13 protein-coding genes and 1 rRNA gene are annotated in these 15,919 nt (G+C 70.9%); 8 read left to right on the forward strand and 6 right to left on the reverse strand.

Translation table 11 applies throughout. From position 1 onward, the window contains the following. A 5S ribosomal RNA gene (gene rrf / locus ACFYO0_RS37285) occupies positions 1-85 on the forward strand; the annotation flags it as partial. A gap of 48 nt (positions 86-133) precedes the next feature. Here rrf and ACFYO0_RS37290 read toward each other — a convergent pair. From ACFYO0_RS37290 to ACFYO0_RS37310, 5 genes are read right to left on the reverse strand one after another with little or no spacing between them, the layout of a single operon-like run. Further along, positions 134-1,444: a DUF58 domain-containing protein gene (locus ACFYO0_RS37290; protein ID WP_388685275.1), complete on the reverse strand. Its 1,311-nt coding sequence runs from the start codon at positions 1,442-1,444 to the stop codon at positions 134-136. Then, the gene (locus ACFYO0_RS37295) at positions 1,444-2,433 is read right to left on the reverse strand and encodes an AAA family ATPase (protein ID WP_388685615.1); all 990 of its coding nucleotides are present in this window, start codon (positions 2,431-2,433) and stop codon (positions 1,444-1,446) included. Before ACFYO0_RS37295 ends, ACFYO0_RS37290 begins: the two co-directional genes overlap by 1 nt. Beyond that, positions 2,433-3,632, reverse strand: coding sequence for a DUF4350 domain-containing protein (locus ACFYO0_RS37300; RefSeq protein ID WP_388685278.1), 1,200 nt, complete (start codon positions 3,630-3,632; stop codon positions 2,433-2,435). The genes ACFYO0_RS37295 and ACFYO0_RS37300 overlap by 1 nt, the downstream gene beginning before the upstream one ends. Continuing rightward, positions 3,629-4,387, reverse strand: coding sequence for a DUF4129 domain-containing protein (locus ACFYO0_RS37305; protein WP_388685279.1), 759 nt, complete (start codon positions 4,385-4,387; stop codon positions 3,629-3,631). The genes ACFYO0_RS37300 and ACFYO0_RS37305 overlap by 4 nt, the downstream gene beginning before the upstream one ends. A gap of 4 nt (positions 4,388-4,391) precedes the next feature. Then, entirely contained in the window at positions 4,392-5,774 is a 1,383-nt protein-coding gene (locus tag ACFYO0_RS37310; protein WP_388685282.1) for a hypothetical protein, read from the reverse strand. A 140-nt stretch (positions 5,775-5,914) separates the two neighbouring features. Between ACFYO0_RS37310 and mtnA the strand changes: the two genes are divergently transcribed. From mtnA to ACFYO0_RS37345, 7 genes are all read left to right on the forward strand, one after another. Then, positions 5,915-7,060: an S-methyl-5-thioribose-1-phosphate isomerase gene (mtnA, locus tag ACFYO0_RS37315; protein WP_388685284.1), complete on the forward strand. Its 1,146-nt coding sequence runs from the start codon at positions 5,915-5,917 to the stop codon at positions 7,058-7,060. Positions 7,061-7,068: 8 nt separating this feature from the next. After that, complete coding sequence (mtrA, locus tag ACFYO0_RS37320; RefSeq protein ID WP_187822996.1) at positions 7,069-7,758, forward strand: two-component system response regulator MtrA; 690 nt, start codon at positions 7,069-7,071, stop codon at positions 7,756-7,758. A 1-nt stretch (position 7,759) separates the two neighbouring features. Next, positions 7,760-9,859 (forward strand): MtrAB system histidine kinase MtrB, encoded by a 2,100-nt coding sequence (gene mtrB / locus ACFYO0_RS37325; protein WP_388685287.1) that lies wholly within the window; start codon positions 7,760-7,762, stop codon positions 9,857-9,859. After that, positions 9,849-11,687 carry an LpqB family beta-propeller domain-containing protein gene (locus ACFYO0_RS37330; RefSeq protein WP_388685289.1) on the forward strand — a complete coding sequence of 613 codons (1,839 nt, stop codon included), beginning with the start codon at positions 9,849-9,851 and terminating at the stop codon, positions 11,685-11,687. The genes mtrB and ACFYO0_RS37330 overlap by 11 nt, the downstream gene beginning before the upstream one ends. A gap of 71 nt (positions 11,688-11,758) precedes the next feature. Beyond that, complete coding sequence (locus tag ACFYO0_RS37335; protein ID WP_388685292.1) at positions 11,759-12,526, forward strand: ComF family protein; 768 nt, start codon at positions 11,759-11,761, stop codon at positions 12,524-12,526. 314 nt (positions 12,527-12,840) lie between these two features. Then, positions 12,841-13,533 (forward strand): ribosome hibernation-promoting factor, HPF/YfiA family, encoded by a 693-nt coding sequence (gene hpf / locus ACFYO0_RS37340; RefSeq protein ID WP_388685618.1) that lies wholly within the window; start codon positions 12,841-12,843, stop codon positions 13,531-13,533. Between the two features lie 229 nt (positions 13,534-13,762). Beyond that, positions 13,763-14,527, forward strand: a complete 765-nt coding sequence (locus tag ACFYO0_RS37345; protein ID WP_165342512.1) for a response regulator transcription factor — start codon at positions 13,763-13,765, stop codon at positions 14,525-14,527. Between the two features lie 153 nt (positions 14,528-14,680). On the opposite strand, the gene ACFYO0_RS37350 is transcribed toward ACFYO0_RS37345, so the two are convergent. Beyond that, on the reverse strand, positions 14,681-15,880 hold the full coding sequence (locus ACFYO0_RS37350) for a winged helix-turn-helix domain-containing protein (RefSeq protein WP_388685294.1): 1,200 nt from the start codon (positions 15,878-15,880) through the stop codon (positions 14,681-14,683). Positions 15,881-15,919 lie beyond the last annotated feature (39 nt).

A 15,919-nucleotide genomic window follows, 5' to 3' on the forward strand; every position in this document is an offset into this window, starting at 1 on the left:
TTACATTCCGAACCCGGAAGCTAAGCCTTACAGCGCCGATGGTACTGCAGGGGGGACCCTGTGGGAGAGTAGGACACCGCCGAACTAAATGTAGAAAAAGCCCCCGTGCCATTCGGCACGGGGGCTTTTTGCGTTAAAGACGTCCCGCTGCTTTGAGAGCCAGATAAGCGTCCGCCAAAGCCGGAGGAAGATCGTTCGGTGTTGCGTCCACGACCGTGACGCCATGGCGGATGAGTTGCTCGGCGGTGCGATGGCGTTCTGTCTGAGCCTGGGCTGCGGCTGCGGCTTCGTACACGGCATCGGTGTTTCCCCTTGCCGTGGCCATGTGCTCTATGTGCGGGTCGGCTACTGAGGCAACCAGGACTGTGTGGCGCTGGGTGAGGCGGGAGAGTACGGGAAGCAGGCCCTCCTCAATGGGGGCCGCGTCGAGGCTGGTGAGGAGCACGATCAGGGAGCGGCGTGGGGCTGTGCGGAGGGCGGTGGCGGTGAGGCCGCGTGCGTCCGTCTCGACAAGTTCCGGTTCGAGGCGGGCCATGGCGTTCACCAGGGAGGGGAGGACATCGCCCGCGGCTCGGCCCTGCACTTGGGCGCGCACCCGGCGGTCGTACGCGAGAAGATCCACGCGGTCGCCGGCTCGGGATGCGAGGGCGGCCAGGAGCAGTGCCGCGTCCATGGAGGCGTCGAGGCGTGGGGCGTCGCCCACGCGGCCCGCCGAGGTACGGCCTGTGTCGAGGACCAGCAGGATGTGGCGGTCGCGTTCGGGGCGCCAGGTGCGTACAGCGACCGTCGTCTGCCGGGCGGTGGCGCGCCAGTCGATGGAGCGGGTGTCGTCCCCGGGAACGTATTCGCGGAGGCTGTCGAACTCGGTGCCCTCGCCGCGGGTCAGGGCACTGGTGCGGCCGTCGAGTTCTCGCAGGCGGGCCAGCTTTGACGGGAGGTGCTTGCGGCTGGTGAACGGGGGCAGGACGCGTACGGTCCAGGGGACGTGGTGGGTGCCCTGGCGGGCGAAGAGGCCGAGAGGTCCGAATGAGCGGATGGTGACGCGGTCTGCCTGGCGGTCGCCGCGGCGGGTGGGGCGCAGACGAGTCGTGATACGGCGGCGTTCGCCCGGGGGGATCGTCAGTCGGTGACGGGATGCGGTGACTTCCGTGCCGGGCTGCCAACTGCTGGGGGGCCAGGCGTCGCGGATACGGGCGCGTAGAGGGCGGGCGGTCGGGTTGGTGACTGTGAGGGTGACATCGGCGGCTTCGCCCAGGCGTACCGAGGTGTCTCCGGAGCGGGTCAGGCCGAGGCGGCGTACGGGTGCGGCCAGGGCGAAGTCGCAGGCGCAGGCGAGGGCCAGGGGGATGTTCACGGCGAGGATGCCCGTCCAGCCGGGTTCCCAGATGCCGACGGGGAGAGTGCCGAGGGCCGCGAGGAGGGCGGCGCGTCCGGTGAGTGCCATCAGCGGGGTACGGGGACGTGGGCGAGGATCGCGTTGATCACGGAGTCGGCGGTCACGCCTTCCATCTCGGCCTCGGGGCGGAGCTGGACCCGGTGGCGGAGGGTGGGGAGCGCGAGGGCTTTTACGTCGTCGGGGATGACGTAGTCGCGGCCGGTCAGCCAGGCCCAGGCGCGGGCCGTGGCCAGGAGCGCCGTTGCGCCGCGAGGGGAGACGCCGAGGGCGAGGGACGGGGACTCGCGGGTGGCGCGGCAGACGTCCACCACGTAGCCGGTGATTTCGGGGGAGACCGCTGTTTTGCCGACTGCCGCGCGGGCGGCTTCCAGGGCGGCGGGGCCGGCCACGGGCCGTACGCCTGCCGCGCGCAGGTCGCGCGGGTTGAATCCCTCGGCGTGGCGGGTGAGGACGTCGATCTCGTCCTGGCGGGAGGGCAGCGGGATTGTCAGCTTGAGGAGGAAACGGTCCAGCTGGGCTTCGGGGAGGGGGTATGTGCCCTCGTACTCGACCGGGTTCTGGGTCGCGGCGACCAGGAAGGGTTCGGGGAGGGGGCGCGCGGTGCCGTCGACCGTGACCTGGCGCTCCTCCATCGCTTCGAGGAGCGAGGACTGGGTCTTGGGCGGGGTGCGGTTGATCTCGTCGGCGAGCAGGAGGTTGGTGAAGACCGGGCCGGGCTGGAAGGAGAACTCGGCGGTGCGGGTGTCGTAGACGAGGGAGCCTGTGACGTCGCTGGGCATCAGGTCCGGGGTGAACTGGACACGCTTGGTGTCGAGTTCGAGGGCGGACGCGAGAGCGCGTACGAGCAGCGTTTTGGCGACGCCGGGAACTCCTTCGAGCAACACGTGTCCGCGGCAGAGGAGGGCGACGACGAGGCCGGTCACGGCGGGATCCTGGCCGACCACGGCTTTGGCGATCTCGGCGCGCAGGGCCTCCAGGGAGGCCCGGGCGGCGCCCGGATCCCCGGTGTGCGCGGCGTTGTCAGTGGTCGGGTCCATCATGGACGGCGTACCTCTCTTTCGAGGGCGTCGAGTTGGTCGGCGAGGTGGATGAGGGCTGCGTCGTCGCGGGGCGGCGGGCCGAAGAGAAGAGAGTGCGGGGACGACTGTCCGTCGCCGTGGAGGCGGGCGGACAGGGCGGGGAGCAGGGCTTCGGGCGCGTGTGCCTGGGCGGGGGACAGGCCGACGAGGGGGGCGAGGCGGGTGCGGGTGGTGGAGCGCAGAGCTGCGGCGGCGCGGTCGCGGGCGTTGGACTTGCGGTAGAGGCGGGCGCGGCCTTCGACGGTCTCGGAGGCGCGGATCGCGACGGGGAGCCGTTCGGGGACGAGCGGGCCGAGACGGCGGGCACGCCAGAGGGCGGCCAGGGCTGCGGCGATGAAGAGCTGCAGGCTGCCCCAGAGCCAGCCGGAGGGGATCAAGTCGAAGAAGCTGCGGTCGCCGGCGTCGGTGGCGGAGTCGTCGGAGAGCGAGGGGAGGTACCAGACCAGGTGGGGGCGGGAGCCGAGCAGTTGGAGAGCGAGCGAGGCGTTGCCCTGCTCGTCGAGGCGGTCGTTGTGGAGGATGTCGGGGGCACCGAGTACGACTGTGTCGCCGTCCCCTTCGAGCGCCGGGACGCGCAGCAGGGTGGGCAGACCGTCGCTGAGGTAACAGGAATCGGCATCGGGCGCGGTCGTCGTGTAGCGGATGCCACCGGTGTCGGCTGTGCCCGCTCGCTGGGCGGCGGGCAGGGCGCAGTCGGGCGGGAGCGTGGAGTCGTAGCTCGGCGTGGGGTCGGCGGTGACTCCGGGGGCGAGGCTGCCGACGGAAGGGATGCCGGGCGCGACGAGGAGGGTGCGGCCTCCGGAGTTGGTGAAGGCCGAGTGGAGCCGGGTCTGCTGGCGGTCCGTGAGCAGGTCCGGGGCGGCGACCAGGAGCGTGGTGTCGGGGCCGGTGGCGTTGCGGGCGTCCTCCAGGGTGGTGACCACGCGGGTGGACACGCCGCGGTCGGCGAGGAGTTCGGCGACGGCGCGGCTGCCGTTGGGGTCGACGGAGCGCGGGTCGAGGCTGCCGTGCTGGGCGTCGGAGCGGACCGCGGCGATGGCGATCGCGGCCACGAGGAGGATCACGAGCCCGAGCAGGACACCGCGCGCGCGGGTCCACACCTGGCGAGCGGTGGGGGAGGCCGAGGTGGTGGACGGAAGGGTGGCCTCGGTGGTCATTCGGCGGCCCCATGGCGCGTGCTGTGGGCCGTGCTGTGTGTGCTCGGGGTGCTGCTCACGAGGACCGGCTTTGTGCGTTCCACGTCGCGGTCGAGCTCGGTGAGGCGCTGGTATGCCTGGGGCGTGGCCGATCGTCCGCCGTACGTGACGTCGTCGAAGTCCCGGGCCGCGGCGCTCAGCCGGTCCGTGTGGGAGGGAAGCGTACGGCCTGCCTCGGCGGCTGCCTCGTCGGCGGTGCGGCCGGGGCGGGGCTCGAGCAGGACGCGCTCCTCCAGGGAGCGGACGACAGCGCGCATGCGCTCCTGGACGGCCTGGTTCCAGTGGCCCTGGGCGGCGTGGCTCTCGGCGGCGGCCCGGTGCTCGGCGGCGCTGCGCGGCCGGTCGTCGAAGAGCGGGGCGGCCGATGTGGGGCCGCGCCTGGGAGTGCCGAGCCGCCACCACAGGGCGCCGATCAGCGCCGCGGCCGCCAGCGCGATGACAACGAGGCCGAGTGCGCCGCCCGGGGTAGCGCCAGAGGCTGCGCTGAACAGCTTGTCGAGCCACTCCCAGAAGGCATCCAGGGCGCGCTGGAACCAGCCGGGGTCGTTCTCGTGGTACATCCGCTTGGACAGCTCGCGCCGCGCCGCCTCCCGCGCGGGGTCGCGCGGGATCGTCACCGGTGGTTCGTCGGCCGAGCGTGGCAGCACGAATACGGCCGCGGCGCCGGAGCCCGGCAGCGCGAGCACCGCTGTGAGAACACCCCCCGACGGGCTCACCGCATCAGCCCCCCGGGGTGGTGCCGGGGGCGTCGGAGCCGTAGCCCTGGACGCCGGCGGCGCGGGCCAGGTCGAGGTCGAGGGCCTCGCGGCGGATGCGCTGGTCGACGTACAGGAGCACGGCGACACCCGCGATGATCGGGAACGTGAGCATCGACCCGATCACCGAGCCGATCCCGCTGACGATGAGGAACGTCCAGCCGAGGTCCGCGGTGCCGCTGTTGAGGAGGCCGCTGACACCGCCGCCGCTCAGGGTGGCGGCGAGGAAAGCGAACGGGATCACGATGATCGAGGCGACCACGTTCGCGATGATCGTGGCGAGCAGTTGGATGCCGAAGACCCGCCACCAGGAGCCGCGGACCAGCTTGGCGGAGCGGCTCACGGACTTCAGGATGCTCTGCTTCTCCAGCATCAGGGCGGGCGAGGCCAGCGAGAAACGGACCATCAGCCAGATCGCGACGACACCCGCGGCCATGCCGCCGAGGACGGCGAGTGCGACACCGCCGTCGCCTCCGCCGGCGAGGGCGACCAGGACACCGGGCACCGTGCCGATGGCGACGACCGAGACGCCGATGAGCGGGAGCAGGAAAGTGAGGCCGAAGAGTTTCGCCAGCTGGGGGCGGGCGTCGCGCCAGGCCTCGGCGGTGGTCACCGACTTGCCGAGCACGGCGCGGCTGGTCACGGTCGTGAGCAGGGCGGTCGCGACGATGGTGCCGAGCAGCGTGATCAGCAGGATGACGCCGGAGCTCAGCAGGGTGTCGCTGAGGGCGCGGGTGAGTTCGCCGACGGTGGCGCTCGGGTCGTTGAGGGCGTCCGAGCTCGCGGTGTCGTCAAGGACGAAGCCCTGGAGCAGCACCACGACGATCTCTGTGAACACCGCGACGGTCAGCGAGATGCCGAGGACCGTGCGCCAGTGCGTACGCATGGTCGACACGGCGCCGTCGAGGATCTCGCCGACGCCGAGCGGACGGAGCGGGATCACGCCGGGCTTGGCAGCGGGCGGAGGACCTCCCCAGCCGCCTCCCCACCCGGGGTGGCCGCCGGGACCGCGGCCGTAGCCACCGCCGTATCCGCCGGGACCGCCGTATCCGGGGCCGCCGGGGGGCTGTCCGCCCCAGCCGGGGCCAGGCGGAGGTGGAGGCGGGGCCTTGGCCGGGCTCCCCTGGGAGCTGCCGGGGGCGGACCACTGGCCGGGCGGGGGCTGCTCCTTGGACCACTTCGCGCCTGGGCCCGACGGGTCGGGCGCGGGCTGTCCCGGCTGATCCGTGGGCTCTGGGGCAGCGGGCCGGTCCGCGGGCTCGGCCGGGCCGGAAGCGCTCGGCTCTCGACCGTCCTGCCCGTCGGAGGGGGCAGATCCGGGCGATGCCCAGCCCGGAGTGTCTTTCATCGTCGCTCCTTCACGGTGCCCGTCCGCGGTTGCGGCGGCAGGTTGGCAGCCATCGTGCCACGGTGCGGCCGGGAAGTGACTGGCCCCCGTATGGGCTGCACACCTTCAATTGTCCGCCCTGTACGGGGCAGACTGGGCGGATGGCTGATCAGTACGTGCATTCCCGCGAGGACAAGGCACCCACCGAGATTCCGGCGATCCGGTGGGACGAACCGCCGGAAGGCTCCGTACTGGTCCTTCTCGACCAGACGCGGCTGCCGGCCGAGGAGGTCGAGCTGGTGTGCACCGACCCTCCGGCGCTGGTGGAGGCGATCCGCACACTCGCTGTGCGCGGAGCGCCGCTGCTGGGTATCGCGGGGGCGTACGGGGTCGCGCTCGCCGCCGTGCGCGGGTTCGACGTGGACGACGCCGCCGACGCGCTCGCGAGCGCTCGGCCCACCGCGGTGAACCTCGTGCACGGCGTGCGCAGGGCCCAGTCGGCTCATCGTGCCGCCCTGGCCGGCGGCAGTGACCAGGAGCAGGCCGCCGAGGCCGCGCTCGCTGCCGCTCGCGCTCTGCACCAGGAGGACGCCGAGGCCAGCGGACGCATGGCCGAGCACGGTCTGGCGCTGCTCGACGAGCTGCTGCCCGGCGGCAATCACCGGATCCTGACGCACTGCAACACCGGGGCGCTGGTGTCCGGCGGGGAGGGCACGGCGTTCGCCGTCGCACTCGCCGCGCACCGGGCCGGACGGCTGCGCAGGCTGTGGGTGGACGAGACGCGGCCGTTGCTGCAGGGTGCTCGCCTGACGGCGTACGAGGCGGCGCGCAACGGGATGGCGTACACGCTGCTCACGGATAACGCCGCGGGGTCGCTGTTCTCGGCGGGGGAGGTGGACGCGGTGCTCGTCGGGGCGGACCGGATCGCGGCCGACGGTTCGGTGGCGAACAAGGTGGGGAGCTACCCGCTCGCAGTACTGGCCCGGTACCACCACGTACCGTTCGTCGTGGTGGCGCCTGTGACGACGGTGGACCCCGACACCCCGGACGGGGCGTCCATCGAGGTCGAGCAGCGCGCCGGTCATGAGGTGACCGAGCTCATCGCACCCCAGGTGCCGGTGGCGGGAGCGGAAGCGGGAGGCGGGATTCCGGTGGCACCCCTGGGGACCCAGGCGTACAACCCGGCGTTCGACGTGACGCCGCCCGAGCTGGTGACGGCGATCGTCACCGAGGAGGGCGCCGTTTCGCCCGTCACGGCGGAGGCGCTTGCTGAGCTGTGTGCCAGGTCACGCCAGGTAACGATTTAGTTAATGGGATGATGGCATTCATGAAGGGACGAGTCCTTGTCGTCGATGACGACACCGCACTGGCCGAGATGCTCGGCATTGTGCTGCGTGGTGAAGGTTTTGAACCGTCTTTCGTAGCCGACGGCGACAAGGCGCTGGCCGCTTTCCGTGAGACCAAGCCCGATCTGGTGCTGCTCGATCTGATGTTGCCGGGGCGGGACGGTATCGAGGTGTGCCGCCTGATCAGGGCGGAGTCCGGCGTACCGATCGTGATGCTCACGGCGAAGAGCGACACCGTCGATGTGGTGGTCGGGCTCGAATCGGGCGCTGATGACTACATCGTGAAGCCGTTCAAGCCGAAGGAGCTGGTGGCGCGGATCCGGGCGCGGCTGCGGAGGTCGGAGGAGCCGGCGCCCGAGCAGCTCGCCATCGGCGACCTGGTCATCGATGTGGCCGGTCACTCCGTGAAGCGGGACGGGCAGTCGATCGCGTTGACGCCGCTGGAGTTCGACCTGCTGGTGGCGCTGGCCCGGAAGCCGTGGCAGGTGTTCACGCGTGAGGTGCTCCTCGAGCAGGTGTGGGGCTACCGGCACGCGGCGGACACCCGCCTTGTCAATGTTCATGTACAGCGGCTTCGTTCCAAGGTCGAGAAGGATCCGGAGCGGCCGGAAATCGTGGTGACTGTCCGTGGCGTCGGTTACAAGGCCGGACCCAGCTGACGTGTCCCGGGACAGTGCCGCTCCGGCGCCCGGTCAGCCGGGCAGCCGCTCGCGGCCTGTCGGCCGGAGGGCGGCGAGTTCCTTGTGGGCTCGGTTCAGCGAGGGCTGGCTGTTGCAGGGCGGGGTCCAGGGCAGCCCCGTCCTGAGGCTGTTCATGCGCTGGGTGCGCCGTCCGCTGCTGCCCGTCATGCGACTATGGCGGCGCAACATCCAGCTCAAGGTCGTCGTCACGACGCTGTTGATGTCGCTGGGCGTCGTCCTGCTGCTCGGCTTCGTGGTCATCGGGCAGGTGCGCAACGGCCTGCTGGACGCCAAGGTGAGGGCCTCGGAGAGCCAGGCCACCGGGGGGTTCGGCGTGGCCAAGCAGCGGGCGGACGCGGCGGCGAGCGCCGGGGGCGACGACGGTTCGAGCACGGACGAGCGACCCGTCCAGAACATCGGGGCCTGGCTGGGCGACCTCGTGGAGTCCCTGTCCAGTGGTGGCCAGGGCGCCTTCGACGTGGTCACGCTCAGCTCCTCCAGCGCGGTCGCCGGCGCGGACAGCGGCGGGCGCGGCCCGCGGTCGTCAGGCGACGTCGATCCGGCCACGAGCGTGCCGGAGGCTCTGCGCCACCGGATCGACGAGAGCATGCTCCCGGCCCAGAGCTACACCCGCATCGTCTACAACAACGGCCAGGACTCCCAGCCAGGGCTGGTCATCGGCAAGCGGGTGAGCGACCCGAACGGCGATCCGTACCAGCTGTACTACCTCTTCCCGCTCACCCAGGAGGAGAAGTCGCTCAGCCTGGTCAGGGGGACGCTCGCGACGGCCGGCCTGTTCGTCGTGGTGCTGCTCGGGGCGATTGCCTGGCTCGTGGTGCGGCAGGTCGTCACACCCGTACGGATGGCCGCGGGCATCGCCGAGCGGCTGTCCGCCGGGCGCCTTCAGGAACGTATGAAGGTCACCGGCGAGGACGACATCGCACGGCTCGGTGAGGCTTTCAACAAGATGGCGCAGAACCTTCAGTTGAAGATCCAGCAGCTGGAGGACCTGTCGCGGATGCAGCGGCGGTTCGTGTCCGACGTGTCGCACGAGCTGCGTACGCCGCTGACGACCGTACGGATGGCCGCGGATGTCATCCATGACGCGCGCGTGGACTTCGATCCCGTGACCGCGCGGTCGGCCGAGCTGCTCGCGGACCAGCTGGACCGGTTCGAGACGTTGCTCGCGGATCTGCTGGAGATCAGCCGGTTCGACGCGGGCGCGGCGGCTCTGGAGGCAGAGCCGATCGACCTGCGCGAGGTCGTACGCCGGGTGGTGAGCGGGGCCGAGCCGCTCGCCGAGCGCAAGGACACGCAGATCAAGGTCGTCGGTGATCACCAGCCGGTGGTCGCCGAGGCCGACGCGCGGCGGGTGGAGCGGGTGCTGCGGAACCTCGTCGTCAACGCCGTGGAGCACGGCGAGGGCAAGGACGTGGTGGTCAGGCTCGCCGCGGCGGGCGGCGCGGTCGCGGTCGCGGTGCGTGACTACGGAGTGGGGCTCAAGCCCGGCGAGGCGACCCGCGTGTTCAGCCGCTTCTGGCGGGCCGACCCGGCACGCGCGCGAACGACCGGTGGTACGGGCCTTGGGCTGTCCATCGCCCTGGAGGACGCGCGGCTGCACGGCGGCTGGCTGCAGGCGTGGGGCGAGCCGGGCGGCGGCTCGCAGTTCCGCCTGACGCTGCCGCGGACCGCGGACGAACCGCTTCGGGGCTCGCCGATACCCCTGGAGCCCAAGGACTCCAGGCGCAACCGCGGGCTGAACGAAGCGGGGCTGCCCCTCAACGGCACGCAGAAACTCGCCACGGTGCCGGCGCAGGCGCACGGCGAGCGCAGAGTACCGCCGATGCCGCCGCGGGCGCCGGTGGCACCGCGGCTGGCGGGCGCGGTGGATCCGGCGGCGCTGCCCGGCAACGGCGCGCGCGTGGTGCCGCGGCCCGCGGCGGAGGTGCGTGCGGTGGCCACGGCGCCCGCGGAGTCCGGGGAGCGCGAAGAACCCGGTGAGGCGCCGTCCGAAGGTGGCGCGGGAACCGGCGAGGGGCCTGATCAGTTGAAGCAAGGGGAGGGATCTCGTGGGCGCTGACCGCGATCGCGGTGGCCGACGGCGTCCGATGCGGGTGGTGACGTACGTCGGCTGTGGAGCCGTACTGCTGGCCGGGTGCGCCTCGATGCCGGACAGCGGGGATCTGCGCGACGTCGAGGCTTCGCAGCGGCCGGACGCGCAGGTCAGGGTGTTCGCGATGCCGCCGCGGGAGAACGCCCAGCCCGAGGAGATCGTGCAGGGCTTCCTGGAGGCGCTGACCAGCGACGAGCCGGAGTTCGACACGGCGCGCAAATACCTCACCGAGGACGCCTCGAAGAGCTGGCAGCCCGAGCGCTCGACGACGGTACTCGCGGACGGGCCGACCGCACTGGCCCAGCACAGCGGCAGCAGGGAGGCCACCGGCGACTACGCGTACGCGCTGACCGGTGACAAGGTCGCCGAGGTGGACCAGCAGTTGGCGTACGAGCCCGCCGAGGGGGCGTACGAGGAGACGTTGCATCTCACGAAGCAGAAGGGGCCGGACGGCAGCAAGCAGTGGCGCATCGACGTGCTGCCGCAGGGCGTGGTGCTCGGCAACTCCGACTTCCAACGCCGCTACGTCTCCGTCAACAAGTACTACTTCGCGTCGAACTCGCCGAGCGCCGAGCGGCTCGGGACCGTGGCCGATCCGGTCTATGTGCGCCAGCAGGTCGACCCCGTGACCCAGATGGTCAAGGCACTGCTGAACGGGCCCACCAGCTGGCTCAAGCCGGTCGTCAGGTCCCGCTTCCCCACCGGCACGGCGCTGAAGAAGGGTGTCAAGACGCTGACGCCCGACGACCAGAACAGGCTGAGGGTGCCGCTGAACAACAAGGCCGAGGGTGTCGGGCAGACGCAGTGCGCCGAGATGGCGGCCCAGCTCATCTTCACCCTGAAGGACCTGACGCCCACGGGCATCGACGAGGTCGAACTGCAGCGCCCCGACGGCTCACAGCTGTGCGCGATCAAGGAGGGCGACGCCGAGATCATCGCCTCGCACGGCATGAGGCAGCGTGTCCAGTACGAGTACTTCATCGACGGCGAGAAGCGACTCGTACGGATACCCGCCGGCAGCGAACAGGAGGCCGAGCCGGTGCCGGGAGCACTTGGCGCGGGCGACACGGCGCTGCGTACGGCCGCGGTCTCGCGGAACGAGGAGAGTGCGGCGGGGGTCTCGCTGGACGGGCGCTCGCTGTACGTGGGGTCGCTCGCGTCCGGTGCTTCGCTCGGGGACCCCGTGCTGCAGAGCAGGGCCAAGTCGGAGGACGACGGGCTGACGACGCCCAGCTGGGACGAGGGCGGCGACCTGTGGGTGGCCGACCGGGACCCGAAGAACTCGCGGCTGCTCCTGCTGGAGGAGGGCAGGGGTGAGCCGCTGGAGGTCAGGACGCCCGGGATCGAAGGGCGGATCGAGGCGGTGCGGGTGGCCGCCGACGGCGTGCGGGTCGCGTTGATCGTGGAGGAGGACGGCAAGACCTCGCTGCTCATGGGGCGGATCGAGGGGCAGAACGGACCGGATGGACGGCCCGTCGTCACGATCCACGACCCGCGTTCGGTCGCACCGCAGCTGGAGGAGGTCACGGCCATGTCCTGGGCCGGGGACAGCCGCCTGGTCGTGGTCGGCCAGGAGGAGGGCGGCGTGCAGCAGATCCGGTACGTCCAGGTCGATGGCTCCACTCCGGTCGGCGCGCCGCCTTCCGCGCTCACCGGTGTGGAGGAGATCGCCGCCTCCGAGGACGAACGGCTGCCGCTGGTGGCGCACTCCGAGGACGGGATTGTGCGGCTTTCGTCCGGTGCGCAGTGGCAGAAGGTGGTCAAGACGGGGACGGCGCCGGTTTATCCGGGGTAGCCCCGCAGCTGTCCACAGGGAGTTATCCACAGGGGTGGCTCGACTGCTCAGGCGTTGGCACAGTGGTGGGCATGCGCGGGTGGTGGCAGGACCTCACCGACCTGGTGCTGCCGGCCGAATGCGGAGGCTGCGGGAGGGCACGTTCGGTGCTCTGTTCGGCGTGCCGTACGCGCCTGATGGGGGCCGCGCCGCGCCGGGTGCGACCGGTGCCCGAGCCGCCGGGGCTGCCGGTGGTGCATGCGGCGGCTCCGTACGAGGACGAGGTGCGGGCGGCGCTCCTCGCCCACAAGGAACGGGGTGCGCTGGTGCTCGCAGGGCCGCTGGGAGTGGCGCTCGCGGGTGCGGTGCGGGCGGGGCTCGCGTCCGGTGGCGGGCCCGGGGCACCGGTGTTGCTCGTTCCCGCCCCTTCCGCACGGCGGGCGGTGCGGGCGCGGGGGCACGACCCGGCGCGGCGGATCGCGCTCGCGGCGGCGGGCGAGCTGCGGCGCGCGGGGACGCCGGCCCGGATGCTCGCAGTGCTCCGGCAGCGCCGTGCCGTGGCAGACCAGTCGGGGCTCAACTCCCGGCAGCGGCTGGACAATCTGGCCGGCGCCCTGGAGGTGGCCGCCGGGGGCGCCCGGATGCTGGCCGAAGGTGGCCGGACCGTCCTCGTCGACGACCTGATGACGACGGGCGCGTCGTTGGCGGAGGCGGCGCGGGCGCTGCGCGCCGCTTTTGAGGACGTGGGAGACGTGCCACAAGCGGTCGCGGGAATGGGCGGTCCGAACGGCACCGGAGACATGCTCAGTGCGGCTGTGGTCGCAGCCTCTCCGTCATCTTTCGAAATAAACTGGAACTGACTGGGAAGTTGCGTCGTTGCAGGTAGCGAGAGGTTCAATTCGCTGGAATGGAGGTACCCCGCGGTAGAGGGTGACGACATCCGTCCGGGCGAGATATGTTCGGTTGTGAGGGAATGGCGGGTTGCTGTCCCCCTATATCGGATTGCCATGCTGGGGGTTTCTGCAATCACCCGCGGCGGTGGGGTGGAGATCTTGCCCATGGGGGAGGAGGAGGTGGAGTCACCAAGTCCGAGGCTCTGGGACTTGCCGGAGCCTGGTGCAAAAAAGGGAGTTGCTCCGCACCGATGCGGAGCGATCCGGGAACGGAGTTCTGCGTGGACATCGTCGTCAAGGGCCGCAAGACCGAGGTGCCAGAGCGGTTCCGCAAGCACGTGGCCGAGAAGCTGAAGCTGGAGAAGATCCAGAAGCTCGATGCCAAGGTGATCAGCCTCGACGTCGAGGTGTCCAAGGAGCCGAACCCGCGACAGGCCGACCGGTCCGACCGAGTGGAGATCACGCTTCACTCCCGCGGCCCGGTGATCCGGGCGGAGGCAGCGGCCAGTGATGCATATGCGGCGCTCGACCTGGCGGCGGACAAGCTGGAAGCCCGGCTGCGCAAGCAGCACGACAAGCGCTACACGCGCCGTGGTGCCCGTCGGCTCACGGCAGCTGAGGTCCCCGACCACGTTCCGGGTGTGGCGACACTGAACGGGAATGGCAAGACCGTCCACGAGGAAGAGCCCGAAGGAGTGCCGACCAAGAAGATCGGCTCCCTCGAGGTGAAGGGCGAAGGCCCCCTCGTCGTGCGCGAGAAGACTCACGTCGCCTCTCCGATGACCCTCGACCAGGCTCTCTACGAGATGGAGCTGGTCGGGCACGACTTCTATCTCTTCGTCGACTCCGAGACGAAGGAACCGAGTGTCGTCTACCGGCGGCACGCATACGACTACGGCGTCATCCACCTCAGCACGGACCCGATGGTCGCCCAGGCGCAGAAGCCCTCGACGGGCGGGACGCTGGGCGGCTGACCACGCCCGATGAGCTCCCCCAGCCTTCGCTGGGGGACCCCCAGTCGGTGCCCCTGGAGTGCGTGTGCGCCCCCAGGGGCACCGGTGCGCGACCCCTCGGGGCCCGCTGCGTCACCGGACTGTCGTCCGGGCATGAAATCATGGCCGCACCGGGCCCCAACCGGTGGGCCGTTGCCTTGGGTTGGCGATGGCACAGGATCACAGGCCACGGCCTTCAGGGGGAGGAACGATGGCGGACAGCTTCGGACCGATGCAGGACGAAGACGCCGACGACGGCGTCGTCGGCATGGGCCCGGACGCGGGCTCCGGCCCGAATGCCGGCTCCCCACGCAAGGAGCCGATCCGGGTCCTTGTCGTGGACGACCATGCCCTTTTCCGCCGAGGCCTGGAGATCGTGCTCGCCGCCGAGGAGGACATCCAGGTCGTCGGGGAGGCGGGTGACGGGGCCGAGGCGGTCGACAAGGCGGCCGACCTGCTGCCCGACATCGTGCTGATGGACGTACGGATGCCCAAGCGCGGCGGTATCGAGGCGTGCACATCCATCAAGGAGGTGGCCCCCAGCGCGAAGATCATCATGCTGACGATCAGCGATGAGGAGGCCGACCTCTACGACGCGATCAAGGCGGGCGCGACCGGCTATCTCCTCAAGGAGATCTCCACGGACGAGGTGGCCACGGCCATTCGCGCCGTCGCGGACGGGCAGTCACAGATCAGCCCGTCGATGGCGTCCAAGCTGCTCACCGAGTTCAAGTCGATGATCCAGCGCACCGACGAGCGGCGGCTGGTGCCGGCACCTCGGCTCACTGATCGTGAGCTGGAGGTTCTCAAGCTGGTCGCGACCGGGATGAACAACCGGGACATCGCCAAGGAGTTGTTCATCTCCGAGAACACCGTGAAGAACCATGTGCGGAACATCCTGGAGAAGCTGCAGCTGCACTCCAGGATGGAGGCCGTGGTGTACGCGATGCGGGAGAAGATTCTCGAGATCCGCTAGGTACTCCGCGGGGAGCAGGCGCTCCGCGGGTAGCGGGACAAGGGGCAGTGGGAAGCTGCGGGTCGTGTGCGGCTGGTCGCTCCCCCGCTCTCGGCTTCGCTCGAGCGGGGGACCCCCGTCGCGGCGGAGCCGCATGTGTCAAAGCCCCGCCCATTACAGGGCGCTGGTCAGCTCTCTCGTCAGCGGCTCGCGCAGTTCCGGTGCGTCCATCCTCTCCACGCGTACGTCCGTGCAGTCCACCCAGCTTGCTGCCTCGACGAGCGCTTGGGCCACCGCAGGAACCGCCTTCGGGCCGTCGAGGGTTATCTGCTTGGCCACCAGTGTCCGGCCCTCGCGGGCGGGGTCCACACGGCCGACGAGGTGGCCGCCGGCGAGGACCGGCATCGTGAAGTAGCCGTACACCCGCTTCGGTTTGGGGACGTAGGCCTCCAGGCGATGGGTGAAGCCGAAGATCCGCTCTGTGCGGGCCCGCTCCCAGATCAGCGAGTCGAACGGGGACAACAGCGTCGTACGGTGGCGGCCGCGCGGCGTGGTCTCCAGGGCCGCCGGATCTGCCCAGGCGGGCTTGCCCCAGGCCTCGACGGCCACCTGGACCAGTCCGGAGTCCGCAATCACCGCGTCGACCTGCTCGCCCTTGAGACGGTGGTAGTCGGCGATGTCCGCGCGCGTGCCGACGCCCAGCGCCTGGCCCGCGAGCCGGACCAGACGGCGCAGGCACTCGGTGTCGTCCAGCTCGTCATGGAGCAGCGTGTCGGGAACGGCGCGCTCGGCGAGGTCGTACACCCGCTTCCAGCCGCGTCGCTCGACGCACACCACCTCGCCGTACATCAGCGCGCGCTCGACGGCGACCTTCGTGCCCGACCAGTCCCACCACTCGCTGGTCTTCTTCGCGCCGCCCAACTCCGTGGCCGTAAGGGGGCCTTCGGTTTTCAGCTGCTTGATGACCTGGTCGTACGTGCCGTCCGGGAGCTCGTGGTTCCAGTGCGGGCGGGCGCGGTAGGCGCGGCGGCGGAAGGCGAAGTGGGGCCACTCCTCGATGGGGAGGATGCAGGCGGCGTGCGACCAGTACTCGAAGGCGTGGGGTCGTGCCGGAGGCGCGCCCGCGGATGCGGTGGTCCAGTAGGCCTTGTCCACCGTCTTGCGGCCGACGGCGCCGAGTCGGGCGTACGGGATGAGTTCGTGGGAGCGGGCGAGGACCGAGATCGTGTCGAGCTGGACCGCTCCCAGGTGCCGCAGCACACCGCGCACGCCGGCCTTGCGGTCGGGAGCGCCGAGGAATCCCTGGGCGCGCAGGGCGATACGGCGGGCCTCGTCGGCGGAGAGTTCGACGGTGGGGCGAGGGAGACTCGTCATGGCCCGCACGATAGGCGGTGCCACTGACAATCGGACCCG

The organism is Streptomyces sp. NPDC006365 (assembly GCF_042870755.1).
Classification (GTDB): Bacteria; Actinomycetota; Actinomycetes; order Streptomycetales; family Streptomycetaceae; genus Streptomyces; species Streptomyces xiangluensis.

Coding starts and splice junctions, on each gene's coding strand:
- ACFYO0_RS37290 (WP_388685275.1), bottom strand. CDS start 1,444: ATGGCACTCACCGGACGCGCCGCCCTCCTCGCGGCCCTCGGCACTCTC.
- ACFYO0_RS37295 (WP_388685615.1), bottom strand. CDS start 2,433: ATGGACCCGACCACTGACAACGCCGCGCACACCGGGGATCCGGGCGCC.
- ACFYO0_RS37300 (WP_388685278.1), bottom strand. CDS start 3,632: ATGACCACCGAGGCCACCCTTCCGTCCACCACCTCGGCCTCCCCCACC.
- ACFYO0_RS37310 (WP_388685282.1), bottom strand. CDS start 5,774: ATGAAAGACACTCCGGGCTGGGCATCGCCCGGATCTGCCCCCTCCGAC.
- mtnA (WP_388685284.1), top strand. CDS start 5,915: ATGGCTGATCAGTACGTGCATTCCCGCGAGGACAAGGCACCCACCGAG.
- mtrA (WP_187822996.1), top strand. CDS start 7,069: ATGATGGCATTCATGAAGGGACGAGTCCTTGTCGTCGATGACGACACC.
- ACFYO0_RS37335 (WP_388685292.1), top strand. CDS start 11,759: ATGCGCGGGTGGTGGCAGGACCTCACCGACCTGGTGCTGCCGGCCGAA.
- ACFYO0_RS37345 (WP_165342512.1), top strand. CDS start 13,763: ATGGCGGACAGCTTCGGACCGATGCAGGACGAAGACGCCGACGACGGC.
- ACFYO0_RS37350 (WP_388685294.1), bottom strand. CDS start 15,880: ATGACGAGTCTCCCTCGCCCCACCGTCGAACTCTCCGCCGACGAGGCC.